Source organism: Paraburkholderia madseniana, from assembly GCF_009690905.1.
Lineage (GTDB): Bacteria > Pseudomonadota > Gammaproteobacteria > Burkholderiales > Burkholderiaceae > Paraburkholderia > Paraburkholderia madseniana.
The window spans coordinates 1-25,914 of the sequence record NZ_VOSW01000118.1 but is presented as its reverse complement, the minus strand read 5'-3'; the positions used below and the strand labels follow the sequence as shown (position 1 = coordinate 25,914).

26 protein-coding genes are annotated in these 25,914 nt (G+C 61.2%); 10 read left to right on the top strand and 16 right to left on the bottom strand.

The annotated features are described in order from the left end of the window. Window positions 1-386: 386 nt before the first annotated feature. The 3 genes from FSO04_RS38820 (at window position 387) to FSO04_RS38810 (ending at window position 2,614) form a co-directional block, all read left to right on the top strand. Window positions 387-830, top strand: a complete 444-nt coding sequence (locus tag FSO04_RS38820) for a GNAT family N-acetyltransferase (protein ID WP_154566742.1) — start codon at window positions 387-389, stop codon at window positions 828-830. Between the two features lie 363 nt (window positions 831-1,193). Beyond that, the gene (locus FSO04_RS38815) at window positions 1,194-1,838 is read left to right on the top strand and encodes a DUF1326 domain-containing protein (protein WP_154566741.1); all 645 of its coding nucleotides are present in this window, start codon (window positions 1,194-1,196) and stop codon (window positions 1,836-1,838) included. Beyond that, the gene (locus tag FSO04_RS38810; protein WP_154566740.1) at window positions 1,835-2,614 is read left to right on the top strand and encodes a DUF2182 domain-containing protein; all 780 of its coding nucleotides are present in this window, start codon (window positions 1,835-1,837) and stop codon (window positions 2,612-2,614) included. Before FSO04_RS38815 ends, FSO04_RS38810 begins: the two co-directional genes overlap by 4 nt. A gap of 86 nt (window positions 2,615-2,700) precedes the next feature. Here the strand turns inward: FSO04_RS38810 and FSO04_RS38805 are convergent, their stop codons facing one another. Then, window positions 2,701-3,207, bottom strand: a complete 507-nt coding sequence (locus tag FSO04_RS38805; protein ID WP_154566739.1) for a RidA family protein — start codon at window positions 3,205-3,207, stop codon at window positions 2,701-2,703. Window positions 3,208-3,281: 74 nt separating this feature from the next. Here FSO04_RS38805 and FSO04_RS38800 point away from each other — a divergent pair, with 74 nt between their 5' ends. Next, window positions 3,282-4,109, top strand: coding sequence for a cytochrome P450 (locus FSO04_RS38800; protein ID WP_154566738.1), 828 nt, complete (start codon window positions 3,282-3,284; stop codon window positions 4,107-4,109). Window positions 4,110-4,516: 407 nt separating this feature from the next. Here FSO04_RS38800 and FSO04_RS38795 read toward each other — a convergent pair whose 3' ends face one another. Next, complete coding sequence (locus FSO04_RS38795; RefSeq protein ID WP_154566737.1) at window positions 4,517-5,236, bottom strand: phosphatase PAP2 family protein; 720 nt, start codon at window positions 5,234-5,236, stop codon at window positions 4,517-4,519. Between the two features lie 779 nt (window positions 5,237-6,015). Here FSO04_RS38795 and FSO04_RS38790 point away from each other — a divergent pair. Then, on the top strand, window positions 6,016-7,668 hold the full coding sequence (locus FSO04_RS38790) for an FAD-dependent oxidoreductase (RefSeq protein WP_154566736.1): 1,653 nt from the start codon (window positions 6,016-6,018) through the stop codon (window positions 7,666-7,668). A gap of 457 nt (window positions 7,669-8,125) precedes the next feature. Next, window positions 8,126-8,434, top strand: coding sequence for a hypothetical protein (locus FSO04_RS38785; RefSeq protein ID WP_154566735.1), 309 nt, complete (start codon window positions 8,126-8,128; stop codon window positions 8,432-8,434). 141 nt (window positions 8,435-8,575) lie between these two features. On the opposite strand, the gene FSO04_RS38780 is transcribed toward FSO04_RS38785, so the two are convergent. The 6 genes from FSO04_RS38780 to FSO04_RS38755 form a co-directional block, all read right to left on the bottom strand. Next, the gene (locus FSO04_RS38780) at window positions 8,576-9,403 is read right to left on the bottom strand and encodes an ABC transporter permease (protein ID WP_154566734.1); all 828 of its coding nucleotides are present in this window, start codon (window positions 9,401-9,403) and stop codon (window positions 8,576-8,578) included. Window positions 9,404-9,441: 38 nt separating this feature from the next. Beyond that, entirely contained in the window at window positions 9,442-10,695 is a 1,254-nt protein-coding gene (locus FSO04_RS38775; protein ID WP_154566743.1) for an ABC transporter permease, read from the bottom strand. A 37-nt stretch (window positions 10,696-10,732) separates the two neighbouring features. Beyond that, a complete protein-coding gene (locus FSO04_RS38770; protein WP_093646128.1) occupies window positions 10,733-11,779 on the bottom strand; it encodes an ABC transporter substrate-binding protein in 1,047 nt (348 codons plus the stop codon). A 1-nt stretch (window position 11,780) separates the two neighbouring features. After that, window positions 11,781-12,962, bottom strand: a complete 1,182-nt coding sequence (locus FSO04_RS38765) for an ABC transporter ATP-binding protein (protein WP_154566733.1) — start codon at window positions 12,960-12,962, stop codon at window positions 11,781-11,783. Between the two features lie 32 nt (window positions 12,963-12,994). Beyond that, a complete protein-coding gene (locus FSO04_RS38760) occupies window positions 12,995-14,158 on the bottom strand; it encodes an SRPBCC family protein (RefSeq protein WP_154566732.1) in 1,164 nt (387 codons plus the stop codon). A gap of 182 nt (window positions 14,159-14,340) precedes the next feature. Continuing rightward, window positions 14,341-15,267: a LysR family transcriptional regulator gene (locus FSO04_RS38755; RefSeq protein ID WP_093646132.1), complete on the bottom strand. Its 927-nt coding sequence runs from the start codon at window positions 15,265-15,267 to the stop codon at window positions 14,341-14,343. Window positions 15,268-15,539: 272 nt separating this feature from the next. Between FSO04_RS38755 and FSO04_RS38750 the strand changes: the two genes are divergently transcribed. The 4 genes from FSO04_RS38750 to argE are packed head-to-tail and all read left to right on the top strand — an operon-like array spanning window position 15,540 to window position 19,233. Then, window positions 15,540-16,898, top strand: a complete 1,359-nt coding sequence (locus FSO04_RS38750; protein ID WP_154566731.1) for a flavin-containing monooxygenase — start codon at window positions 15,540-15,542, stop codon at window positions 16,896-16,898. A 53-nt stretch (window positions 16,899-16,951) separates the two neighbouring features. Continuing rightward, window positions 16,952-17,389 (top strand): RidA family protein, encoded by a 438-nt coding sequence (locus FSO04_RS38745; RefSeq protein WP_154566730.1) that lies wholly within the window; start codon window positions 16,952-16,954, stop codon window positions 17,387-17,389. Between the two features lie 10 nt (window positions 17,390-17,399). Then, the gene (locus FSO04_RS38740; RefSeq protein ID WP_154566729.1) at window positions 17,400-18,077 is read left to right on the top strand and encodes a DUF1028 domain-containing protein; all 678 of its coding nucleotides are present in this window, start codon (window positions 17,400-17,402) and stop codon (window positions 18,075-18,077) included. Then, entirely contained in the window at window positions 18,070-19,233 is a 1,164-nt protein-coding gene (gene argE / locus FSO04_RS38735) for an acetylornithine deacetylase (RefSeq protein ID WP_154566728.1), read from the top strand. The genes FSO04_RS38740 and argE overlap by 8 nt, the downstream gene beginning before the upstream one ends. Before the next feature lie 141 nt (window positions 19,234-19,374). Here argE and FSO04_RS38730 read toward each other — a convergent pair whose 3' ends face one another. The 8 genes from FSO04_RS38730 to FSO04_RS47265 form a co-directional block, all read right to left on the bottom strand. After that, window positions 19,375-19,761: a BON domain-containing protein gene (locus FSO04_RS38730; protein WP_154566727.1), complete on the bottom strand. Its 387-nt coding sequence runs from the start codon at window positions 19,759-19,761 to the stop codon at window positions 19,375-19,377. Window positions 19,762-19,791: 30 nt separating this feature from the next. Then, window positions 19,792-20,937, bottom strand: coding sequence for a porin (locus FSO04_RS38725; protein WP_154566726.1), 1,146 nt, complete (start codon window positions 20,935-20,937; stop codon window positions 19,792-19,794). Between the two features lie 92 nt (window positions 20,938-21,029). Continuing rightward, the gene (locus FSO04_RS38720; RefSeq protein ID WP_154566725.1) at window positions 21,030-22,658 is read right to left on the bottom strand and encodes a 3-(methylthio)propionyl-CoA ligase; all 1,629 of its coding nucleotides are present in this window, start codon (window positions 22,656-22,658) and stop codon (window positions 21,030-21,032) included. A 42-nt stretch (window positions 22,659-22,700) separates the two neighbouring features. After that, entirely contained in the window at window positions 22,701-23,057 is a 357-nt protein-coding gene (locus FSO04_RS38715) for a Rieske (2Fe-2S) protein (protein WP_154566724.1), read from the bottom strand. A gap of 71 nt (window positions 23,058-23,128) precedes the next feature. After that, window positions 23,129-23,689 (bottom strand): RBBP9/YdeN family alpha/beta hydrolase, encoded by a 561-nt coding sequence (locus tag FSO04_RS38710; protein WP_154566723.1) that lies wholly within the window; start codon window positions 23,687-23,689, stop codon window positions 23,129-23,131. A 19-nt stretch (window positions 23,690-23,708) separates the two neighbouring features. Continuing rightward, the gene (locus tag FSO04_RS38705; RefSeq protein ID WP_154566722.1) at window positions 23,709-24,557 is read right to left on the bottom strand and encodes a TauD/TfdA dioxygenase family protein; all 849 of its coding nucleotides are present in this window, start codon (window positions 24,555-24,557) and stop codon (window positions 23,709-23,711) included. Window positions 24,558-24,567: 10 nt separating this feature from the next. Continuing rightward, window positions 24,568-25,548 carry a quinone oxidoreductase family protein gene (locus FSO04_RS38700; protein ID WP_154566721.1) on the bottom strand — a complete coding sequence of 327 codons (981 nt, stop codon included), beginning with the start codon at window positions 25,546-25,548 and terminating at the stop codon, window positions 24,568-24,570. Between the two features lie 113 nt (window positions 25,549-25,661). Continuing rightward, window positions 25,662-25,914 (bottom strand): hypothetical protein (locus FSO04_RS47265; protein ID WP_206753085.1); only part of this gene is annotated, 253 nt, incomplete at its 5' end.

Genomic DNA, 25,914 nt, shown 5'->3' with positions numbered 1-25,914 from the left:
GAACATCGGTTCAAGACCACGAGGCCGCTGAGGAAGCGCTGCGTCACGCAGGGTTTAAGCAGTAAGCCTGGGCCGTTGAACGATCGCCTTGCCGTCAATCGACAAACGTCCACAAAGAGGTGGAACCATTGCTCGTGAGGGACCGGCGCGGACGGCCGGATCACTCCGATAACTGCCATTGAAGCCCTGGCGGCTCGAACGGCGGCTCCGGGTCGATTTCGGCGGTTCGTCGGGAGTCCAGGTTCGGCCAGCAGCAGATCGGCTAACTCAGCTATCCGGTGAATGGCATTCCGCATCCGTCGACATTAGCCGGCCCAACCGATTGATGCCGATCCCCTGTATCCGATATTCTGGCGAAGACGTGCTTATCGCGATCGGCGGTTGTAATGAATCTGGATTTTCGACAGGCCGCACCTGAAGACTCGGAATGGCTATTTGACACGTACCGGCGAACGATGAAAGGTTTCGTTGCCTCAGCGTATGGCTGGGACGACGACTTGCAACAGGCGGGGTTTGCCAAAAGCCTTCGCCAAGGCGCTTGTCAAATAGTTACATGGGAAGGCAACCGATGCGGATTTGTGCACTGGGACATCGAACCGGATCTCGTATGGCTGAGAATGCTTTGTATCGTGCCGGAGATGCAAAACAAGTCGATCGGCAGTGCAGCGATTGCCAAGGTGATGTCGTTGTCCAGTTACTTACAAAAGCCGGTGTACTTGAATGTCTTCGTATGCAACCGAGCTGCCTACGACTGGTACAGCAGAATCGGCTTTGTCGAAATCGAAAACGACGGCAAGGTCTCCACTTTGGTGCTTGCTCCTACCGTTTGAAAAGCGAATTGCCGCCCCTCGTCGTGGATGGAAAGGTGACCGGGGAGATGGTGTCCAACATCATTCTGGCCCATGCCTGAATTGCGGCGCGCGAGATAACGAACGTCGCCCACCTCCGTCAATCTTTCGAGCGCATCCACCACCGTTCCCAGATACGGTCGTGATAGGCGACGAGCCGCTTTTCTCCTGCGATGTGGATCAGGTGGCGGCCGTTCTGACCGCAGGCTCCTCCGTCAAAACATCATATGTAACGCCCATCACAATCGCCCGCGCGCCCAGTCAACCCAAACTTTGACTTCCCTCCCCCTGCCATACACTAGATTCGAAGCACGCTACTCGTCACGGAGCATAAGGAGAACAACCATGACTCCCTGGGAAATCCAAGGCACCGAACTGATCAACTGCAATTGCTCATACGGTTGCCCGTGCCAATTCAACGCACTGCCGAACAACGGCTTCTGCGAAGCGATGGGCGCCATCTCGATCAGCAACGGTTACTACGGCGACGTGCGACTCGACGGCCTCAACATCGCGGTCGTGTTTCAGTGGCCGGGACCGATCCACGAAGGCAAGGGAAAATGCCAGCCGATCGTCGACGAACGGGCCAGCCCGGAACAACGCGAAGCCATTCTGAAAATCATGACGGGGCAGGACACCGAGCCGTTCGCCACGATGTTCTCCGTATTCGCATCGACGCTCGAGCAAGCATTCGATCCGATCTTTACGAAGATCGATTTCGATGTTGATGTCGATACCAGACGCGGCCGGATTCATGTCGAGGGCGTATTCGACGTTGTCGGCGAACCGGTCCGCAATCCCGTAACGGGCGACGAGCATCGTGTCCGAATCGACTTGCCTCACGGCTTCGAATACGAGCTTGCCGAGATCGGCTCCGGCACCAGCCGCTCGCACGGAAACATCGCACTGGATCTCAAGGGGACTTACGCCCAGTTCGCGCGACTGCACTTGAATAACAAAGGACCGATCCGGCATCGCGCTGCCGCATGAGCAGCGTCGAAAATATCCTCGGACGCGAGCGCGTCATCACCGCGCTCGGCATCGTCGCCGTCGTCGCGTTGTCGTGGGCCTACTTGTGGACGGGCGCCGGAATCGGCATGTCCGCGCTCGAGATGACGGCCGTCGCACTGTTCCCGCATCGACTGGCAGATGGCGGCGGGGGAATGGATCCGTCGCTGCCCACCGTGATCCTCATGTGGTGGGTGATGATGACGCCCAGCGCGGCGCCGCTCGTCCTGTTGTATCGACGCGTATTGCGGCACCACTCCGCGATCGAGGCCAGGTCGGCCATCCCGTCGTTGTTTCTCCTGGCCGGTTACCTGATCGCATGGCTGGCATTCTCGATCTGCGCGGCATCGCTGCAGAAGGTGCTGCAACCGACCGGCCTCATTTCGGAAATGATGTTGTGGTCGAAGAGCGCGCCCCTTTCCGCGATCGTTCTGGCTGCGGCGGGCGTCTATCAGTTCTCGCTGCTCAAGCGCGCCTGCCTGACGCAGTGCCGTTCACCAGTGAATTTCCTCACCGCGCACTGGCGTCCTGGCGTCGCAGGCAGCTTCCTGCTCGGGATGCGTCATGGCATTTACTGCGTGGGCTGCTGTTGGCTGCTGATGGCGTTGTTGTTTGTCGGCGGCATCATGAATCTCGTCTGGATCGCCGCGCTGTCGCTTATCGTTTTCGTGGAAAAAATCCTGCCCGGCGGTGAGCGTGTCGGCCGCGCGCTGGGCGTCGTGCTGATCACCTGGGCCGGCGTCACCCTGTTGGTGTGATTGGATTCTCTCTTCTCACACGGTCATTCAAATGACCGAACAGCTAAATCTGTCAATAGATGTGCGTCCCGTAACACAGGGGCTCATTACACGAGGCTGCGCACCCCGCCGTCGATCTCGAGCTCGGCCTCGCACTCGACCGGCACGTTTAGAGGAAGCGCCACGCCGACTGCCGAGCGAGAATGCGCGCCAATGTCGGGTCCAAACACTTCAAGAATAAGGTCAGAATAGCCGTTCGCGATCTTTGGCATCTGATCGAAGCCAGGCGCGACATTAATCATCGCAAAGACGCGCAGCCATGCCGTAATGCGATCCAGGTCTCCAAGCTCTTTCTTCAGGCTTGCCAACTGAGCGAGCGCCACAAGGCGTGCCGCTGCGTAGCCTTCGTCCACTGAAACTTCAACGCCCACTCTGCCGACCGGTTGCGCAATTGTTCCGTCGAGGTTGAGCGGAACGTGTCCCGAAACAAACGCTCGTGCCCCTCGTACTCGAATCCATGCAAAAGGCAAGGACATGCGTACGTTTTGCGGCATCTGTAGCGGCTGAGGCAACGTCAAGCCTAATTCCGCCAACTTCGCTTCGATTCGCGCCATGATTGCCTCCTCAGCGTTTTTGAAAGCCGGCATTCTTCCGGTCCTGCGGGCGCAGGATGATCTATGCTGAATGACTGATCGTCAGCGCCTGGCTCCGGGCGTCTCGATCAAGGAACCGCGAACTCGACCGCTCTCTGATCGAAGTGCACCGATACGTGCGAAATATGATGAGCCGGGCACGTGAACGAATGCGCGATGACCCGTCGGAGTTGCCACGTCATCTCCTTGAAGCGATGCTGGTCATGCGCGACGCGCCGGAGTCCGATGTAACCGACGACCAGGTCGCTGCAAATGTTCTCACGCTACTGCTTGCAGGCGAAGACACGACGGCGAATTCGATAGCGTGGACGCTGCTATACGTTGCTGCCGATTCCGCCTTGCAACAGCGACTCTTTGACTCGTCACGCGGTGTGCTCGGCTCAGCTCCCGTTTGCCCGGACTTTACGTCGTTGAAGCAACTGGATCTGCTCGAGGCGGTTTGTACGGAAACCGGAAGGCTGCGTCCTGTCGTTGCGATCAATTCGTTTGAGCCGTTGGAAGACGTGTGTCTCGCCGACATCATGCTACCGGCTGGCACGAAAATGTCTTTCCTGAATCGGCCCGCCACACTCGACGCGCGCAATTTCCCTAATCCTTTGCGGTTCGACCCTGATCGCTGGCTGCATGACGGTAGCCGCGCGCGCACCGCACACGACTCACGTGCGTACCTGCAATTCGGCGCCGGGCCACGTGTGTGTCCGGGACGTTACCTGGCCGCTGTGGAAATGCGCCTGGTATTGTCGATGCTGATGGCCAATTTCTCGATCCGAATGGCTGTCAACCCAAGTACGATTCGAGAGGTCACTGCCTTCACTATGATCCCGAGTGCCATGCCGGTGCATCTGTCGGCACGGGCCACGTGAATTTCCTCGGTTCGCGCGCGCACTCGAAACACCAATGCGTATTGGCCTGAACCAGAATCCTTTGTGAACCTCAAGGATGAAACTTGCTCGCTCTCGACCCTCGTACGGGCGAATGGTTCGTCTACACCAGGAGCGCAGACCAGACGCAGAACCAAATGGGCGTTTTCACACGGCCTCGGCCAGCTACCGACATTCGCTTGCTGGCAACGAATGTCCGCGGTTGTACCGCAATTCGGACGTTCTCCATCGGCAAAAGGACACCCGCTCGGCGGCCGTTGCGGCCCTACAAGCCGCGAGCAGGCGATCCAGCTTTGAACGCCTTCCTCCACCGATCAGATGCCACGCCATGCGTGCGAGCGTATCCAGTAGGGGGCGATGAGCGCTCCCTCTCCACACCTTCCGACCAACTACATCCCATGTATCAGGCCGTGCGCCAACACGCGCAGCTCCTGGAACTGGGTCGCCAACTCGAAACTAAGCACGAACGCGGCGCCACAAAACAAGCCGGGATAGCGCTGCGCGAACGCCAGCATCGGTGCTGCGATGCGCGTGCGTATCGCCCTGGCGCTCATCACGTATGTGATGCCGATGCCGAGCGCTGCACCGGCCAGCACGTCCGTCGGGTAGTGCACGCCGAGATAGATACGCGGCAGGCCGATCAGCACCACCGCGTGCAACAGCGCGTAGATCCCCACGGGCCGCGAGGCCAAGAAAATACCCATAGCGACCGCGCACCAGAGCATGGCGTGATCGCTCGGAAACGAACTCCACGTGCGAAGCACCGGCTCGTCCACGTTGGCCTCAGGAAAGAACGCACGCAATGCCGGTTCATACATCGGCCGCAGGCGAAACGGCAGGTAGTGCGCAAGCAGGCGGCCGGCCGCCAGCGCGATGAGGCCGCTCACGATGGCGATCACGACGAGTTCGCGCTGGCGTCGCCGGACGGCCTCGTCGTCAGGTCCTTCCGCACGTTCGCGCCTGAACCAGACCCACCACAGCAGTGCAACCAACACCACGCCCTTCGGCAAGTACGCGTTCACGACTGCTTCGACTACATGGGTGAAGCCTTGAGAATGAATGGCCAGTTTATTTAGGGACGCGATGGCCCACGTATCGATGACGTTCATTTGTCTTTGCTCCCCTACGTGCGGCAATCGACATAACTTCATTCGGCCGCAGCCGCTATCACGCCGCCGCATCGCAAGCATCGCTAGTGCCCGGCTACGCGGCGAAGCGCTCGACGGCCGGTAACGACAATCATCGTATTGACATGAAGATGTGGTATGTGCGCTGGCGCGTGTAGTGTCCCAGCTAATTGCCGGATCCCTCGCTCAAGCCTCTTCCAGTGCCAACAACCGCTGTTATGACCCCGCCACAGCCACCAGCACCGTCGTTTCCCGCCTCCGGTGTAACGTTAATGGGCATTCAAATACCGGGTTGACTCACTGGTGCAGCCATCGACCGTCGACGGCCAGCGCACCGGCTGCTGGCCGCAATGGTCGACGAACAGCAGTTGAAGCGATGTGGGTAGATGATCCATATCGACCCGATTGCAGTCCGTCGCCAATCGCGTCCGGGTGTCTCAAACGGGTCGCCTGCTGCCGGTCGAGGCCTCGCGAGGTTGAAGATGTGCGACCGGGGAACTGGCTCCAGCGAATAAACGTTCGCATCCGAAAGTCATATACTGGCTTGGTCTGCCTGCTGTCTATCGCGTAGCTGTGGTATGCGTTCGCATAACTATTCGAACGGTTTTGGTGCGCTCGGTGCGGGAGACTAACGGCGTTGTGCCCGCCTCGGATCGAACGCCAGGGCTGAGCCGTCTGCTTGCGCATGTTCTTTTGGCCAGGCAGGCGACGTGAAACCAAGTGGACCGAGCTTCACCTCAATTGCCTGTTTGGACGAAGCCATGCTGACAATCGACGACATCCGGGCGATTCCACTGTTCTCAACACTCCCCGACAACGAACTGGAGCATCTCGCGCACACGTGCGCAGACCTGCATCTGTGCGCGGGTGAGTTCGCGGTCCATGAAGGTGGAGAGCGCGCACTGTACGCCGTTGTGTCCGGCAAGATGGAAGTCATCAAGACGTTCGACGGTATCGAACGCACGCTGGGCTGGCGTCTGCCCGGAACCATCTTTGGCGAAGTGCCGCTCGCGCTGAGTTCGCCGTTTCCTGGTGCCTATCGGGCCGCGGAGCCGTCGCGTGTCATGCGCGTGGACGCCCAGCGTTACTACACACTCGCTGCCGCGTCGCCGGAAATTGCGGTCAAGATGGGCGCCCTTGCGCGCGAGCGCATTGGTGGACTGCAGGGCCTCTCCGCCGAGCCGCCCAAGATCCGCGTGACCATGATTGGAAGTCGCTGGGACACCGCTTGTACCGCATTGCGCCAGTTCCTCGCCCGCAACCAGATCAGCTACGACTGGATGACACCGGATGCGCCCGAAGTGACCACGCGCTGGCCTGGAACCTGTCCGCCAGAGCAGGATTGCCCGGCATTGCGACTGGTCGACGGGACGGTGCTGAGCCGACCTACGACACGAGAGCTTGCGGAGTTGCTGGGTCTGCAGACACAGCCTCGCCTCGCCGAATACGACACGATGATCATTGGTGGCGGGCCGGCCGGTCTCGCTGCGGCAGTGTACGGTGCGTCGGAAGGCTTGCGTACTGTGGTGCTGGAGCGCGAAGCGCCAGGTGGGCAGGCCGGGACCTCCTCGCGTATTGAGAATTACCTCGGCTTCCCCAACGGCGTGTCGGGCGACGAACTGGCGAGCCGTGCACTGCAGCAGGCAAGGCGGCTCGGTGCAGAGATTCTGGTGACACGGTCGGTCGCTCGAATCGATGTCGCCGGCCGTAGCGTTCACCTCGACGGAGGCGACGTCATCCGGGCGCGAACGATCATTCTCGCGACTGGCGTCACGTGGCGCCGCCTCGTGATCGACGGCTTCGACCGGTTTATCGGTAAAGGCATTTACTACGGCGCGTCACGCAGCGAAGCGAACGCTACTCACGGCCTCGACGTCTATCTGATCGGTGGTGGAAACTCGGCCGGCCAGGCAGCGTTGTACTTTGCCAATCATGCGCGCATGGTTACGCTTGTCCTGCGAGGCGATTCGCTGGAGAAGAGCATGTCTCGCTACCTCGTCGAGCAGCTTCGAGGGAAATCAAACGTAGGGGTGCAACTGCGATCGGAAGTAGTCGGTGCACACGGCGATACCCATCTGACAGCGATTGACGTACGCGATGGGTTAAGCGCAGAGGTGCGTCGACACGACTGTGGCGCATTGTTCGTTTTCATTGGCGCCGATGCTGAGACGGAGTGGTTGCCGGAGGAAATCGCACGCGATGTGCGCGGATATGTTCTCACCGGCGACGACGTCGTCAAGGCGGGACGCTGGTCCCATAGCCGGGATCCCTACCTCCTCGAATCGAGTGTTCCTGGCGTGTTTGCCTGTGGGGATGTGAGATTGAGCCCGGTCAAGCGCGTCGCTTCAGCGGTCGGCGAAGGCAGCATGGCGATCGCGTTCGCCCACAAATATTTGCAGCACGACGGGAGTTAGCATTGGGTGCGGCAGTGAAACGTATTTGGTATTGACTTGGACAGGCGCGGAGTTTCATGCCGCCCAGCAACGAAGTCGATCCGTTGCGCCGGGGAGCCAGCCGTCATCGGTTTCGGCTGCCAAGCGCGCGATTGCGGGCTGTCACGGCTCAACGATCACGCCCTCTGACGTAAGGCATTAGCTAGCAGATTGGGGGCAGGACCCATTAGGGGCAACTTCAAAAATCGAAATTCATCCTTGCGAATAACACGCTTAATTATCAGCGACCGCTTTCCTAAACTTCGTATCATCTGCTATGGCCCTGAGCGGCGATCTGTGGTTCGCGTCACGTGCGCCACTGCGAACGGTCGCGCGAGTTTGTTTGATCGCCACGAGCCAGGCGTACAACGACCGCGATGGAAAAATACGAATGCATCGTTTGCGTCGAAATTCCAGCCCAAACAAGGAGGAACCGGTCATGAAGAAGACAACCAGCACATTAATCGCGGCCGTCGCCGCACTCACGCTGTCGGGAGGCGCTTATGCACAGGCCAACAACACGCTGGCAACCCCGAGTGTAGTGTCGCCGGCCGCCGCGTCGCCAGCCAATACAACGAGCGGCTACGGCACGCCTGGCGCCACCAATTCGGACAGCGGCATGAGCGCCGCGTCGCCGAACTCGGGCATGCCGAATAGCACGAGCAATAGCTCGACGTCCCTCACCAACCTTCCTGGGAGTCACAACACGCTGGCGACTCCGAGCGTAGTGTCGCCGGCCGGCCAATAGTTCGAGTCCCTCGTTCGCCACCCATCGTAAGAAAGACCGCTGCCCTCACGGACAGCGGTCTTTTGTTTTTCTCCCTGCCCTCTTCCAGGCAGCGGCTTGCGGCACACCGACGGGTTGCATGCCCCAGGTGGCCTCGATGCGTCAAATAAGAGCGTTACTGGCGGCGGCCGCACGGCCACGCAGCCAGTTAATACTCGCGAAGAGCAGCACGGCAAACACGATCAGCATCGTCGCCACGGCGAGAATCGACGGGTCGATCGAGTCGCGAATCCCGCTCCACATCTGCCGAGGCACGGTTGTTTGATCCGGGCCGCCGATGAACAGAATGACGATGACTTCGTCGAACGAGGTCGCGAAAGCGAAGACGCTGCCGGTCGCGACCGCCGGTGTGATGAGCGGCAAGGTTACTCGTCTGAATGTGATCCAAGGCGTCGCGCCGAGCCCGGAAGCGGCGCGCAACAGACTCTGATCGAACGAAAGCAGTGACGCCGTCACGGTGATCACGACGAATGGCGTGCCGAGCGCCGCATGCGCCAGCACCACGCCGGGATACGAGTTCACCAGGCCGAGCGGCGCGAAGATCAGATAGAAGCCAGCCGCGACGACGACAATCGGCACGATCATCGGCGAGATGATGATCGGCATGATCAGCGAGCGCAGCGGAAACTGCGCGCGCGAAATGCCCAGCGCGGCGAGCGTGCCGAGACACGTGGCGATCAGCGTCGACGCCGCGCCGATGCCGATGCTGTTCAGGAGCGATCGTTGCCAGGCCGCGCTCGTGAGCGCCTGCTCATACCAGCGCAGCGAAAAGCCCTGCAACGGGTAGGAGAAGTACGAGCCCGAGTTGAACGAAAGCGGGATGATCGCGAGAATCGGCGCAATCAGGAAGAACAGCACAAGCGCTGTATGCAGCCGCACCCAGCGCCCGGCGACGCGTTCCGTCAGCACCGTGTTGCGTTTATCTGGCATATCGTTCCCTCGTCGTATCCGCGTGTGTCAACCGAGTCTCAACCAAAGCGCAAACGGTCGATGCCGACAATGCGGTTGAACAGGAAATAGAAGACCGCCGTAAAGATCACGAGATAGGCCGAGAGCGCACCGGCAAGGCCCCAGTTGAGTTGCGTGTTGGTCTGGATCGCGATGAGCTGACTGATCATCTCGTCGCCTGCGCCGCCGAGCAGCGCGGGCGTGATGTAGTAGCCAAGCGCGAGCACGAACACGAGGAAGCAGCCCGCCCCCACGCCCGGCAGCGTCTGCGGCATGTAGATTCGCACAAACGCGACGAACGGGTGCGCCCCTAGCGATTGAGCGGCCCGCACATACACGGGCGATACGCTCTTCATCACCGAGTAGATCGCGAGAATCATGTAGGGCAAAAGCACATGCGTCATACCGATGAGCACACCCGCGCGGTTGAAGATGAGCGGCAGTGGATGGGTGGTGAGACCGAGCCCCATCAGCAGGCTGTTGATGACACCACCCGGTTGCAGCAAAACGTACCACGCAGTTGTGCGCACGAGCACCGAGGTCCAGAACGGTACGATCACAAAGAGCATCAGGCGGTTGCTGCTTTTCGCGGGCAAATTCGCGAGCAGCCATGCGACCGGATAGCCGAGCACGAGGCACAGCAGCGTGACCGTGGCGCTGATCGAGATCGTGCGCACGAACGCCTGCCGATAAATCGAAGCGTTGTCCGGCACGAACGCGACTGAACCTTGCGGCGTCACTTGCGCATCGACGGCCGCGAGCAGATAGTCCGGGGTCGGCGACGTGGCGGCGCGCTTCAGCAAGCGCCAGATCTCCGGCGAATTCCAGCGTGGGTCAAGTTCGACGAGCGCCGGTTTCCACGCCGGCGGCGCATCAGGGGGCAACTGGCGCGCGGTGCGCATCAACAGGCTACGGAACTCGGCCTGATCGAAGTTCAGCCGCCGCGCGACAGTGCCGAGCTGTCCGCTTTGCTGCGCCTCCCTGAGCCCCGCAGCGAGCAGCGCGAACGTGCGCTCGTCCGGCACGCCCTGCCCGTCCCATGCATCGAGCGCGCGCGTGAGCGCGGGCATGCTGTCGGGCACTTCGTGGTTCTCCACGCTGCGCGCGAGCAGGAGCGCGATCGGCGCGATGAACGTCGAAAGCAGAAACACGATCAGCGGGAGCGCGAGCAAAAGCGCCTGCACCGACGCACGGCGGCGCGCCTTTTGAAACGACGCGCGGCCGTCGGCTCTCGTCGGAGAGCCCGGGGCCGTGGCTCGGGCCGAAGCGGGCATGTGGGTAGTCACGTTGGGCTCTCGTTGGACGATCGTGTTACTGCGTCAGCCACACCTGGAAGCGCTTATTGATCTGGTCCGCGTTGTCGGCCCAGAAGTTCGCGTTGATCTGCAAGGCGCGCTTGAAGTTCTCGGGTGCGGTCGGCAGATCGGCAAGGCGTTGCTTGTCGACAAGCGCGATTGCATCCTTGCGCGGCGGCGCATACGCGATGTACTTCGACAGATCCGCATACGCCTTCGGCTGCGAAGCGGAGACGATGAATTTCGCGGCGGCGTCGGCGTGCTTCGCGCCCGTCGGAACGGCCCACCAGTCGAAGTCGTAAACTTGTGCGTCCCAGACGGTCTTGAATGGCTTGTTGTCCTTCTTCGCGGCGTCGGAAATGCGGCCGTTGTAGGCCTGCGTCATCACGACCGCGCCGTCTGCGAGCAACTGCGGCGCCTGGGCACCCGATTCCCACCACACGATGTTCTGCTTGATCGTGTCGAGCTTTTTGAAGGCGCGATCCACGCCGGCGGGCGTAGCGAGCACCTTGTAGACATCCTTCGGATCGACGCCGTCCGCAATCAGCGCCCATTCCATCGTTACCTTCGGCGACTTGCGCAGGCCGCGCTTACCGGGGAATTTCTGCAGATCGAAAAAGTCGTTGACGGTGGTCGGAGCGGTCTTCAGCTTGCTCGTGTCGTACGCGTAGACCGTGGACCAGACCATGCTCGCAACCGCGCAATCGCTGATCGTGCCGGGGATGAAGTCGCTCGTCTTGCCGAGCGTCTTCTTGTCGAACTTCTGCAGCAGTCCTTCGTCGCAGGCGGTGATCGCATCGTTCGTTTCGAGGTCGATCAGGTCCCACGTGGTGTTCTTCGCCTGCTCCATCGCGGAGAGCTTCGCGAGGCCGCCGTCGTACGATTCGGTCGAGAAGCCAATGCCGGTGGCTTGCGTGAACGGTTCGAAATAGGCCTTCTTGGCGGCCGCTTCGTACGCGCCGCCGAAGGTCACGACGGAAAGCGTCTCCGCCGCCTGGACGGTCACGGTAGCGAATGCGAGTACGGCGAGTGCGGCGCTTTGTGCTTTGATGAGAGTGCGCATGTCAGTTGGCTCCTGCTGGTGCGGTCGTGATGATGGAAGGTGAGAGCGGTGTGGATGCGGGGATCACGGGCGCGCTGCGTGGCACGCTCATCGCGAGAATCTTGCAGTCGTCGTGGCGCCATGCGATCTCGATCATGCTGCCGGGCGAAGGCAGCGCATGGCGCTGCGTATTGGGCACTTTCACGACAAACGAATCGCGCGAACCGAGCGCGAGGTGCACGCGATGATGATCGCCGCAATACACCAGTTCCTCGACGCGTGCGCGCACCACGTTGCTGTGTTCATCGACGTGCACGCCTTCGGCGCTCGGGATATGTGCGCGCTCGGGGCGCAGCGCGAGCATCGCTTCGTCGCCCGTGCTCAGACCGGGTTCGCAACGGCCACGAATGACGCTGCCGTCCGAGAGCGCGAGCGTCGCCCACTCCTCGTTCGCATTGACGACGCGCCCGGTCAGCCCGTTGTTTTCGCCGACGAAATTGGCGACGAAGGCGTTCTGCGCGTTCTCGTAGAGTTCGCTAGGCGTGGCGGCTTGCTGAATACGGCCATCGGAGAACACGGCGACGCGATCCGACATGGTCAGCGCTTCGGCCTGATCGTGCGTCACGTAGACGATCGTGAGCGACAGCTCGCGATGCAGGCGCATGATTTCGTACTGCATGGTTTCGCGCAGGCGCTTGTCGAGCGCACCGAGCGGCTCATCCATCAGCACGACGCTCGGCTCGAACACGAGCGCGCGCGCGAGCGCCACGCGCTGCTGCTGTCCGCCGGAGAGCTGCGCGGGACGCCGGTTCGCCAGATGCGGCAGTTCGACCATCTCGAGCGCGCGCTTCACGCGCGTCTTCTGCTCGGCGCGGCTTACGCGCCGCACGGAAAGCGGAAACGCGACATTCTCCGCAATCGTCAGATGGGGAAAGAGCGCGTAGTTCTGAAACACCATGCCGATGTCGCGCTGATGCGGAGGCTTGTCGTCGAGCCGCCGTCCGTCGAGGCGTATCTCGCCGCGCGTGGGCGATTCGAATCCCGCAAGCATCATGAGCGTCGTCGTCTTGCCCGAACCGGACGGCCCCAGCAGCGACAGGAATTCTCCCTTGCTCACGTCGAGGTTCAAGTCATCGACGACGTATTGCGCGCCGTCATACGACTTGCTCACGCCCGAGAACGAAATGAAGGAAGGGTTTGACATCGTAATCGCGTCCTGTCGATGGTGCGTCTTGATCAATGCGTGCCGATTTGCGTCGCGACGATTTTGCCAGCGACGTAGCGTGCGAAGTCGTAGTTGGGACGTTCGAGATAGCTCAAGTGGCCGGGTTTCGCGAGCGGCGCGTGTACGCCGCGAAAGACGGCTTCCACGCCGCGTTTATCTTCCGCGTTCACGTCGTCAAGCAGCTTCTTCAACGTCGTCATGTGCGCGTTGGCCTCGGTATCCGCGACGAACTCCGGCGCAAGCCCGCCGCCGAAGCGGATATGCACGCGGTCCACCCCTTGAGGCTGCAGCACGAGATACCAGAAGTAACCCGGCGTGAGCGTGACGAGATGCGTCGGGTAGATCGCGAGCAGCGCTGTGGTCTTGCGCCAATGTCCCGTGAGGCGCGTATTGTCCGGATGCGCGTTACCGATGGGCAAGGACGCTTCCTTCGTGATCCAATGATAGTTGAAGGCTGGATAGCCCGGCGGGCATTCCATTTCATCGAGCCGCGAATGCGGTCCTACCGTTGCGCGATGCAGCATGGGCAGGTGATAGCTTTCCATGAAGTTTTCCGCGAGGATCTTCCAGTTCGTGTCCCACACGTGCTCTTCATAGAAAGTTTCGATGTAGTCCGACATGCCGTACGCACCGATGAGCTCGTTCAGTTTGGCGAGCTGCGCGTGAACGGGCGGCGCGTTTTCGTCGAGTGTCACGTAGATCCAGCCTTGCCATTCTTCGCAGCGCACGGCGGGCAGTTTGTAGCTTTCCTTGCAGAAGCCCTCTTGCCGATCCATGAGCGGCGCGCCTTGCAGCGCGCCGTCCAGTGAATAGTTCCAGGCGTGATAGGGGCAGACGATGCGGCGCAAGTTGCCGCGTCCTTCGAGCAGCACCGACATGCGATGCAGGCACACGTTCGACATCGCCTTGAGCTGCATCTGCTCGTCGCGCAATACGACGATCGGTTGGGCTCCAAGTCGAGTCGTCATGTAATCGCCGGGCACTTTGAGCGCACTGGCGCGGCCGACGCATTGCCATTCGCGCTCGAAGATAGCGCGCTCTTCCAGCGTGAGGAATTCGGGCGACGTATAGACACCGGGCGGCATCGCATGCGCATCGCTGAATGGCCGTTCGCAACCCGTCTGAAGTTCGTCGACCAGCGCTTGCACTGCGATCGTCCTTGCCGGGTTGGCCATGGTGTCCCCCTTGATTCGTCACGGTGAGAGCGCGGTAACGCGAGGCTTTGCGGCGTAGCGCTCAACATGGACACCAATCTATCAAGCCAAATTGCAAGGCAAAATATTGTTTTTAGATACAAAGCAAAGCTTTTGCCTATGCAGCGCGCGCAGGCTTAAAGCAGACAATCGCGCTTTCCTGATCATGCGTCGATATGCAGGCGCCGTATATAGGTCTCGCAGAATGACGTGAAGCGATGGACGACCTGGCGCGGCTTCATTGTGCGCGATTGCGCGATGCCGAGCATCGTTGCGTTGACGTTGTCTTTGAAACGCTTAATGACGAACTCTTCGCCATCCACGGTGCGATTCGATTTGAGCGGAAAGTTCAGGAGGCTATAGCCGAGACCGTTGGCCACCATGCCGCGCACGACTTCCGGCTGCGACGAGCGGAACGCAGGCACGGGGCGGCTGCCCACCGCATCGAAGAGCGCGGCGAAATACTCGCGGCTGTGCGGCAAGTCGAGCATCACGTAGGGCTCGGGCAAGAGGTCCGCGAGCGATACCTTGCGCGCGCGTGCCAGACGATGCGTCCTCGGCAGGATTGCATAGGGCGGCAGCGAGAGCAGCGGCGTAAAAGCGATCTCCTCTGTCAAATCGAGGCTGTAGGTGAGCGCAATGTCGAGCGAGCCGTCGTGCAGGCCGCGCAAGAGGCCATCCTGATGCGCCTCGACAGTGCGAAACGAGATACCCGCGTGCTCGTCGACGAATCGGCTGATCAGCCGCGGCATGAGCGGCGGCGCAAGCGAGACGAGGCAACCGAGCGTGATGACACCCGTCATGCCGCCGTCCATTTCCTTCGCGGTCGTCTGCAATTCTTCCGCAATCTTCAGCAGATTGCGCGCTTGTCCGAGCAGATCGCGACCGGCTTGCGTGAGCGAGAGGCCGCTCGCGTGATGCCGTATGAAGAGTTGTACACCGAACGACACTTCGAGGTCCGCGAGCGCCGTCGAGATCGACGGCTGCGAGATGTGCAGACGCTTCGCGGCGGCAGTGAAAGACAGTGCTTCCGCGGTGACCACGAAATAGCGCAACTGGCGCAACGAGTAGCGCAACGGCTGACTCTCCATCGACAACGCTCCGTTTTCAAAGTCCTCAATTGGCGGCATTGTGAAGCTGTCAAAAAGGCTTGCATAGGCAAATCCGATGCTATGCATTTTTTAAATATATTTTTCAGATTCTGAACGGACGCGTAGATTTTCAGGAAAGACGAACGGACTGGGCGGTAACGCGCTGTCGGGAAACACTACCGGGTCCGCCACGATCGCGAGCGCTCGAAGGCCGCGATGCCGTGACGCCGCGATCGAATCGAAACATTCCGCCTTTTCGGAAGGACACAGCTATGACAGTGGAAACAACGTCAATCGACACGCTCGTAGTCGGCGCCGGTCAGGCCGGCGTCGCCATGAGCGAACATTTGAGCAAGCTTGGCGTGCCGCATCTCGTGCTGGAACGCGCTCGTATCGCCGAGCGCTGGCGCACGGGACGCTGGGATTCGCTGGTTGCCAATGGCCCCGCATGGCACGATCGTTTCCCCAATCTCGAGTTCGCCGACTTTGACCCCAACGCCTTCGCGTCGAAGGAACAGGTCGCGGACTATTTCGTCGCCTATGCGGAGAAGTTTGAAGCGCCGATCCGCACCGGTGTGGAAGTGAAGAAGGTTGTGCGCAATGCGGGGCGTCAGGGTTTCACCATCGAAACCTCTGAGGGCACGATCGAGGCGAATCGCGTGGTAGTCGCCACGGGGCCCTTTCAGCGCCCCGTCATTCCGCCAATCGCGCCGCAAGATTCGAGCCTTACGCAGATTCATTCCGCTGACTATCGCAATCCCGCCCAATTGCCCGAAGGGGGTGTATTGGTGGTGGGGGCCGGATCGTCAGGCGTGCAAATCGCGGACGAGTTGCAACGTGCGGGCAAGCGCGTCTATCTCTCGGTCGGGGCGCACGATCGTCCACCACGCGCCTATCGCGGCCGCGACTTCTGCTGGTGGCTCGGCGTGCTCGGCGAATGGGATGCGGAGGTCATGAAGCCCGGCAGGGAGCACGTCACCATTGCAGTAAGCGGTTCGCGTGGCGGCCATACGGTGGACTTCCGGCGTCTCGCGAATCAGGGCATCACGCTCGTGGGCCTCACGAAATCGTTCAATGACGGCGTGGTGACCTTCGAAGCAGATCTCGCGGAGAACATCGCGCGTGGCGACGAAAACTATCTGTCGCTGCTGGACGCGGCCGACGCGTACGCCGAGCGTAACGGCCTCGATCTTCCCGAAGAGCCTGAGGCCCGCGTCATTCCCGCTGATCCGGAATGCGTGACGCACCCGTTGCACGATCTCGATCTGGCGAAAGCCGGCGTGACGTCGATTGTCTGGGCGACCGGATATGCAGTCGACTTCAGTTGGTTGAACGTGAACGCCTTCGATGAAAAGGGCAAGCCGAAACATCAACGCGGCGTATCGAAGGAGCCTGGCATCTATTTCCTCGGTCTGCCCTGGCTATCGCGCCGAGGGTCCGCATTCATCTGGGGCGTGTGGCACGACGCCAAGCACATTGCCGATCACATCGTCACGCAGCGTAAATACCTGGCCTACTACGATGACTCGCAAGGCCAGGCACCGAGCCGCCGCGAGGAAAGCGTTGAAGGCGTTGAAAACACCTCAGCCAATTCGCGCATCCACAAAGTCAGCGAGATGGGCGTGAATTGATGCGTACGCCTCTTTAATCCGCAATCCATTTCTTCCTACATTAAGGTGCATTGATGAGCCAACCTACGCATACCCGTATCCGCATGTTCAGCACGAAGGATACGTATCCGAACCAGACGCTCGACAACGATCTCTGTCAGGCCGTGCGCGCCGGCAACACGGTCTATGTACGCGGCCAGGTGGGCACGGACTTCGAAGGCCGCCTGATCGGCATCGGCGATCCGCGCGCCCAGGCCGAGCAAGCGATGAAGAACGTCAAGCAGTTGCTCGAAGAAGCGGGCAGCGACCTGTCTCACATCGTCAAGACCACGACGTTCCTGACCGACATCCGCTACCGCGAGCCGGTCTACCAGGAAGTCGGCAAGTGGTTGAAGGGCGTGTTTCCTATTTCGACCGGCCTGGTGGTGGTTGCGTTGGGTCAGCCGCAGTGGTTGATGGAAATCGACGTTATCGCGGTCATTCCGGATGGATGGACGCCGCCGAAAGCCTAAGGAGCGGGACATGACATTCTCTATCGTCGGACGCTGTCCGGCATCCGGGCAGCTTGGCATCGCGATCAGTTCGTCCAGCATCGCGGTGGGCGCTCGATGCCCATGGTTGCGCGCAGGCGTGGGCGCGGTGGCGACGCAGAACGTCACCCTGCCCGCGCTCGGCCCACAGATTCTCGATCTGCTGGAGAACGGGCAACTCGACCCCACCGCCGCATTGGACCGTGTGCTCGGCACGAGCGAGTGGAGCGAGTACCGCCAGGTGACGGTGATCGATGGCCAGGGGCGCACGGCGTTCTTCAGCGGCAAGGAAGCGTTGGGCACGTATCACGCTGTCGCCGGCAAGCAGTGTGTGGCCGCAGGCAACATGCTCGCCGGCATCGAAGTGATCGAGGCAATGCTTCCGGCGTTCGAGCAGGCATCCGGCACGCTTGCCGATCGCCTGCTTGCGGCCATGCATGCTGCAATAGCTGCCGGCGGTGAAGCAGGCCCCGTGCATTCGGCGGCGCTCAAGATCGTGGGTGACGTGAGCTGGCCGATCGTCGATTTGCGCGTCGATTGGATTGATGACGACCCCATCGGCCAGCTCGATACTCTATGGCAGGCGTATCGGCCGCAAATGCAGGACTACTTGACCCGGGCCTTGAATCCGACGGCCGCGCCCAGCTACGGAGTGCCCGGCAATGAATGACAGATCCAGCCGTGCGCTGCTCGAACGGCTGATCGACTTCGCCACGGTCAGCCGGGACTCCAATCTGGACATGATCGAATTCATTCGGTTCTACCTGGAGGAACTCGGTGTCGAAAGCGAGCTGTTCCACAACGCCGAGCGCACCAAGGCGAATCTGTTCGCGACCATCGGTCCACGTGAGCACGGCGGCATCGTGCTGTCCGGCCACACCGACGTGGTGCCTGTCGATGGTCAGGCGTGGACCGTCGATCCATTCCGTCTCACCGAACGCAACGGGCGGCTGTATGGCCGCGGCACGGCCGACATGAAGGGCTTCATCGCCTCGGTGCTGGCGGCGGTGCCCGGGTTTCTCCAGCGCGAGCTGAAGCAGCCAGTTCACCTGGCTTTTTCGTACGACGAGGAAGTCGGCTGCCTCGGCGTGCGGCCGATGCTGGCAGAACTGGAGCGGCGTGCGCACAAGCCGGCCCTGTGCCTGATCGGCGAGCCGACCGAACTTAAGCCGGTGCTGGGCCACAAGGGCAAGCTGGCGATGCGCTGTCAGGTGAAAGGCGCGCCTTGCCATTCGGCCTACGCGCCGTATGGCGTCAACGCCATTCAATACGCGGCGCGGATGATCGGCCGTCTTGAAGAGATCGGCGAGCAGTTGGCGCAGCCCGAGCATCACGACGAGCGATTCGATCCGCCCTTCTCTACCGTGCAGACGGGCGTGATCAAAGGCGGCCGTGCGCTCAACATCGTGCCGGCCGAATGCGAATTCGACTTCGAAGTGCGCGCGCTGCCAGGCTTCGACGCAAACCAGGTAGCCGACGAGTTGCTGACCTACGCCGAGGCTGAACTGCTGCCGAAGATGCGCGCAGTGCAGTCCGACACCGACATCCGCCTTCAGCCGCTCTCCGCCTATCCGGGATTGGCCACCCCGCCCGACAGCGAAGCGGCGCGTCTTTTGGCGCTGCTTAGCGGTTCCATTGAGTTCGGCACGGTTGCATTCGGCACCGAGGGCGGGCTTTTCGATCAGGCGGGCATTCCAACGGTGGTTTGCGGACCCGGCAGCATGGACCAGGGGCATAAGCCGGACGAATTCGTCACCGTCGAGCAATTGCACAAGTGCGATGCGATGCTGGCTCGTTTGGGAGATTACATTTCGGCCGCGTCGTGAGACGTTTATAGCGAGGCCACTGTCTCGCAAGGAAGCAGTGGCTGCCTGAGGCCGCCTGATCGGGCGTCGCCACGGATGGCTAGATGTCGGCGTGGCCAGTTGTCTTCGGCCTCGCCGTACTCCGTGCTTGACTACAGCAGTTTACATGCCGCCAAACGGCTTCTTCACCGTCAGCTTGTTGGTCACCGACGTCACTCCAGGAACGCCCCTGGCGATCGCCTCGGCCTTGCCGATCTGGGCAGCTTCCGTGACCGTGCCATTCAGTGTCACCGCGCCATCTTTCGCGATGACACTGATGTCTCCGGCGCTAATTTCCTTGTCCTTCCCGATGGCAGCATAAATCCTACGGCGCAGGGCACGGTTCGCTTTCCTGCCCGCGGGAGCCACAGCGCCCGATGCCGCCATCACGGACGCACCTTGCGCACTGGCCGGCGCACTGGCTGCGTCACCGGTCTGGGACCACGCCGTCGTGGACGCTGCAACGAACCATGCAGCGACCAACAACTCGAGTGCCTTGATTGTTTTCATGGATTACTCCGGTTCATAAAGGTGACGAAATCAGAAACTATGGCGAATGCCGACCATGGCCGCAGTGGTGGAGACACCCGGCGCAACTGGAGCCCCATAGATGATCGTCTGGTTCATCGTCCCCTTGTTGTCGACATAGCCGACTTGCGCGTACGCCTTGGTCCTTTGGGACAGGTTGTATTCGGCACCCACTGCGATTTCGCTCGAGTGATTCGCTGAATGATTCCGGTCCTTCAGGTAGTAGTAGCCGGACGTGATCTTGAAGCGCGGATTGAATTGGTAGCCGAGGCCACCCGACACCATTTCGAAGTCAACGGTGCTGCTCTTCGCCGGGTTCTTGCCGATGCCGTACGAGGCGGACATAGAAAACCCGCTGATCGTATACATCGCGCCGAAATAGTAGAAGCGGTTATTGCTTTGGCCTGTCGCAGGCGCAGCCGGCGCCGCCGGATAGGTCAGCGGGAACGGATTGGTGTCATGTCCGTTGTAGTACACAGCGGACAGGTTCAGACCGTAATTCGAATACTTGAGCACAGCCGACTCACGCGTGCCGCCCTGGAACTGCCCCGCGACGCCACCCGGCGCATACTCTAGCGCAAGCGACGCGCCATAGAATTTTGGCGAACTGTAGACCAGCGCATTGCTGTCATAGAGGGCGCCGATCGGAGCATTCGTGCTGGTGCCGGGCCAGCCGGCCGCCTGATTGATGCCGAGCCACGCAGTCAGGATACTGCCGAAATACTGCGCGCCGCGTACGTCGGTTTCCGCCATCGCGTAGATCATCGGGATGATCTGCCGGCCGGCGTCGAACGTGCCAAACGGCCCGGATGCCCCGATCGTTGCATACTGGTTGAAGATTGCGGTCGTGCCCGGCGTATCGGACAGCCCGAACTTGCCGTTCGTGGTGTTGAACGTGCCTTGCAGCTTGAAGTTGATCTTGTAGCCGCCGCCAATATCTTCGCTTCCCTTCAGGCCCCAGTAGCTGGCATAGATGCCGCCGTCCTTGAGTTGATAGACATGCCCCTGGTTATGCGCAGTCGGCAGGAACGTTGCGGTCGAGGTGCTCTGATACAGGAATCCATTGTCGAGTACGCCGTAGAGCGTAACCGACGATTGGGCATGGGCTGATGCTGAAAAAACTATCAGCACTGCCAGGCTGCCTGACTTCAATTTCATTGTGTCTCCTCCTGGTTTTGGGTGCGCCGGGTGGACCCGGCAGCTTATCGCTTGTTGCTCGAATGAAACTGTGTTGCTGCCACGTCGGTGTCTCAGGCCGACAGGTAGTAATCGCCGAACTGATTCCGTAACTGGTTCTTGAGCACCTTGCCCGTTGCACCGAGCGGCACCGAGTCGACGAACACCACGGCGTCCGGCTTCCACCACTTCGCAACCCGGGCGTCAAAGAACGTGAGCAGTTCGTCCGCGGCGAGCACGCTACCGGGTTTCTTCACGATCAGGAGCAGCGGCCGCTCATCCCACTTCGGATGCCGCGCGGCGATGCATACCGCCGTCGTGACTTCGGGGTGCAGGTACGCGACGTTTTCGATATCGGTCGAACTGATCCATTCGCCGCCGGACTTGATGACGTCCTTGCTGCGATCCGTAATCTGCATGAAGCCGTCGGGATCGATCCTGGCCACATCGCCGGTCGGGAACCAGCCGTCGCGCAGCGGCGGTGTGTCGTCACTGCCGAAATACTCCCGCGCGACCCAATGACCGCGCACGAGAAGGTCGCCAGTTGCAGTACTGTCCCACGGCAGCGCCTTGCCTTCCAGGTCGACGATTTTCATGTCGATGCCAAACACCGGGCGCCCCTGCTTCGCCTGAAGGGCGTAGCGCTCTTCCACGTCCAGAGAAACCTGATGTGCCTTGAAACTGCAGACGGTGCCAACCGGGCTCAATTCCGTCATGCCCCATGCATGCACGACCTCGACGCGATGGCGCTCCTGGAACGCCGTCGTCATCGCTGTCGGGCAGGGAGCGCCGCCGATAATCGTGCGCTTCATCGACGAAAACGAACCCGTGATCGCGTCGACATGCGCAAGCAGTCCCTGCCAGACTGTCGGCACGCCGGCCGACAGCGTGACCTGTTCGCCCTCGATCAGTTCATGGAGCGACTTGCCGTCCAGCGCCGGCCCCGGAAACACCAGCTTTGCACCCACCATGCAGGCGATATACGGCAGTCCCCACGCGTTCACATGGAACATCGGCACGACCGGGAGGATCACATCGCGCACCGAACAGTTCAGCGAATCCGGCAGCGCCGCCGCGTAGGTGTGCAACAGGGTCGAGCGGTGGCTGTATAGCACTCCCTTCGGATTGCCGGTCGTCCCGGACGTGTAGCACAACGATGACGCGCTGTTTTCGTCCAGCAGCGGCCAGTCGAAAGCGTCGCTTTGACCGTCGACGAGATCTTCGTAGCACAGCGGCATCGCCGACAGGCCATGGTCTCGCGGCATGTGCGCGCGATCGGTCATTGCAACGAAGACCTTCGGGCTCTTGACCCGTGGCGCGACGCTCTCGATCAGCGGTAGAAACGTGAGATCAAAGAACACAACGCGATCTTCCGCATGTTCGATGATGTACGCGAGCTGGTCGACGTGGAGCCGCGGATTGAGCGTATGCAACACGGACCCGGCCCCCGATACCGCGAAGTACAGCTCCATGTGCCGGTAGCCATTCCACGCCAGCGTCCCTACCCGCTCTCCCGGCTTGATGCCGAGGCCTGCCAGGGCGTTTGCCATGCGGCGCGCGCGTTGCGCAAGATCCCGGTACCGATACCGGTGAATGTCACCTTCGACCCGTCGCGACACGATTTCCTGTTCGCCATGATGGCGTTCAGCATGCGTGAGCAGCGAAGCGACCAGTAGCGGCTGTTGCATCATCAAACCTTGCATCCTTGTTCCCCTGAATGGCTGTATGTTCCCGCGCGGCCCGGATCACGGTGCCGAATTGCACACCGGTGCCTGCACGGAACTGGTGACCGGATCCTCAAGACTCACGACCAGCTTCCCGTCGACGACCCGAACCGGGAAAGTCGTCAGGCTCAACCCGCCTGCGCCCGGCATGCAGCCGGTTCGCAGGTCGAAACGCAGACCGTGCGCCGGGCAGCGCAGCACGCACCCTTCAAGCTGACCGCTTGCGACCGAGGCCCCGTTGTGGGGACACGCGTTGTCGATTGCGTGGATCGTGCCATCAATGTTGAACAGAACAATGCTGCGGCCATCGACGAAAGCCAGCTTGCGCTGACCTGGCGCGAGTTCATCGACCACCCCAACCGGTATCTGACGTGACATTGCCTGCTCCTTTATCTTCGGACTGCCAACAGCATAGCTCTGACAATCACCTCGGCGAGAGTGGCTTCTGATCATTCAAGTTCATGGATCAGCGCCTCCGCCATCGGCCATTCACCAAACCCTGCCGCTGGATTCAGGTGACCGACTTCGCCGAGGTCGACGAACCGACTGCCCCAGTCTTTCGCCATCGCCGCGGTACGCTCGAACTGCGCGAGCGGATCGTTGCGGCTCGCACCGACAATGCTCGGAAACGGGAGCGGCTCTCGTGGAATCGGTTGCCAACCATTCTGAGCGAGCGCATCGAAGGCCGGATAGCCTGCCGGCAGCGGCGTCTCGAGGTCGGCCGGAGCGGCGAGCAGTGCACCGTGAATCTTGCGGCTGTGCTGCTGGGCCCAATGCACCGTGATCATCACGCCCGCGCTATGCGCGACCAGGATCACCGGGCCATCGATTTTCTCGAGGGCAGCATCGAGCGCTGCGACGCGTGCCGCGCAACTGAGTTTGTCGTGCTCGAGCGGCGGCACCGAGACCGCCTTGGGCAACTTTTGCTCCAGCAGCGTTTGCCAATGCTCCGCGACGTGGTCGCGTAAGCCCGGCACCATCAGGATGGTGGGTGTCATATCGAGAGTCATGAAGCGGTCTCCATCCTGATCAGTACGGCTTGTCACCAATAATTCCGGCGCGCTCCATCTTGCGGTGACACGGCGGGTAGTCCATCACTGCATAGTGCTGCGTGCTGCGGTTGTCCCAGATCGCGATGCTGTTGGGTTTCCAGCGCCAGCGGACCTGGTACTCGGGAATGTAGGCCTGACTGATGAGATAGCGCAGCAGGTCACCCGCACCCGGATTGGCGTCCTGCCCGAAGCGCACGCGCGCCGGCGTGTGGTAATTGGTGAAATGGGTGGTGAAGGCGCTCACGAACAACACCTTCTCACCGGTCTCCGGGTGCGTGCGCACGACCGGATGCTCCGCGTCCGGGAATTGCGCCTTAAGAGCGAGCCGTTTTTCGATCGGCATCGCAGCACCGAAGCTCGCCTCGATGCTGTGGCGGGCGCGCAGGTCTGCGATCTGGGTCTTGATGTGGTCTGGCAGGTTCGCGTAGGCGAGGACCATGTTTGCCCACATCGTGTCGCCGCCGACCGGCGGGCACTCCACGCAGCGCAGGACAGCGCCGAACTGCGGCGCCTCGCGCCAGGTGGCATCCGCGTGCCACGCGTTTTCATACCGGTCGTTGGGCTGATCCGGGTTCTTATAGATGCGCACGAGGCCCGGATGTTCGGGATCGCTGCCGGCGACGGGATGGTCTTCGAGCGCGCCGAAACGGCGAGCGAATGCGACGTGCTCGGCGCGCGAGATATTCTGATCGCGCAGGAACAGCACCCTGTGCTCAAGCAGCGCCGCCCGGATTCCGGCAAACAGGCTGTCATCGTGGATGGCATCGGCGAGATTCACGCCGACCAGTTCGGCACCGATGGCACACGTCAATTGTTCGACTCGCATGGCCCACTCCTCAGATGACGAAGACCGATGAGCCGGTCGTCTTGCGCGTTTCGAGGTCGCGGTGGGCCTGCGCCGCGTCCTCGAGCGCGTAACGCTGGTTGAGTTCGATCTTGATGCGGCCCGCGGCGACATGCCCGAAGAGTTCGCCGGCGAGTTCGTCCTTCTCGGCGGGGTCGGCGATATAGTCCGCCAGCGCGGGGCGCGTCAGGTAGAGCGAGCCCTTCATGGCCAGAATCTGTGGATTGAACGGCGGGATCGGCCCGGACGCCGTGCCGACGCAGACCATCAGCCCACGGCGCCTGAGCGAATCGAGCGACGCCTCGAAGGTATCCTTGCCGACGCTGTCGAACACGACGTCCACGCCCACGCCGTTGGTCAGTTCGCGCACGCGCTTCGCGACGTCCTCCCGGCTGTAGTAGACGATGTGATCGCAGCCATGTGCACGGGCCACCTCGCCCTTGACCTCGTTCGATACCGTGCCGATCACGGTGAGACCCAGCAGCTTCGCCCATTGCGACACAATCAGGCCGACACCGCCGGCCGCGGCATGCAGCAGGATGGTGTCGCCCGCCCTGAAGTCATGGATGCGGCGCATCAGGTACGACGAGGTCAGGCCTCGCATCGTCATGCCGGCAGCCGTTTCGCAGGAGATCGCATCCGGCAGCTTGATGAGCGGCGCCGCCGGGACCAGGCGTTCAGTGCTGTAGGCGCCGAGTGTGTTGAGAAAGCCCGTGTAGGTCACCCGATCGCCGACTGCGACGTTGGTCACGTCGGAACCGAGTGCCTCGACCACACCTGCAGCCTCGACACCCATGCCCGCAGGCAGCGGCACGGGGTACAGGCCAGTGCGGAAGTAGGTGTCGGCGAAATTCAGGCCCACTGCCTCATGGCGCAAGCGAACCTGTCCGGGGCCGGGGTCGCCCACTTCAACGTTTTCGTAGCGCAAAACTTCGGGACCGCCGGTTTCATGGAAACGCACTGCCTTCGCCATGTCAAATCTCCTATTCATTACTCGAACTGCAAATTTATTTGGCCTGTGAAGGGGTGGCCCGTTCTGCTCTCAGGCGCACTTGCCAGGTCTAAAGCTCGCGGGTGACCGTCGGGTCAGCCCCCGGCCTGTTCACGAAGGGCACTCAAACGATCGAGGTCGACGCCATAGTTCCGCTTGCCGATGAAGAAGGCGATTGCCGCGGCGAGAGGTGCAAACGGTACGAGTTGCTGTCTCTTATACACATCTAAAAAAAAAAGAACGAGATACATGGTAAGGCACGGTCCATGTTTATGATGAAGGCGTTTAAGGCTGGGTGAGGGTGTTTGATGCTGTAATAACTGGGGTCTTAGACGATGTTTCGCGGCT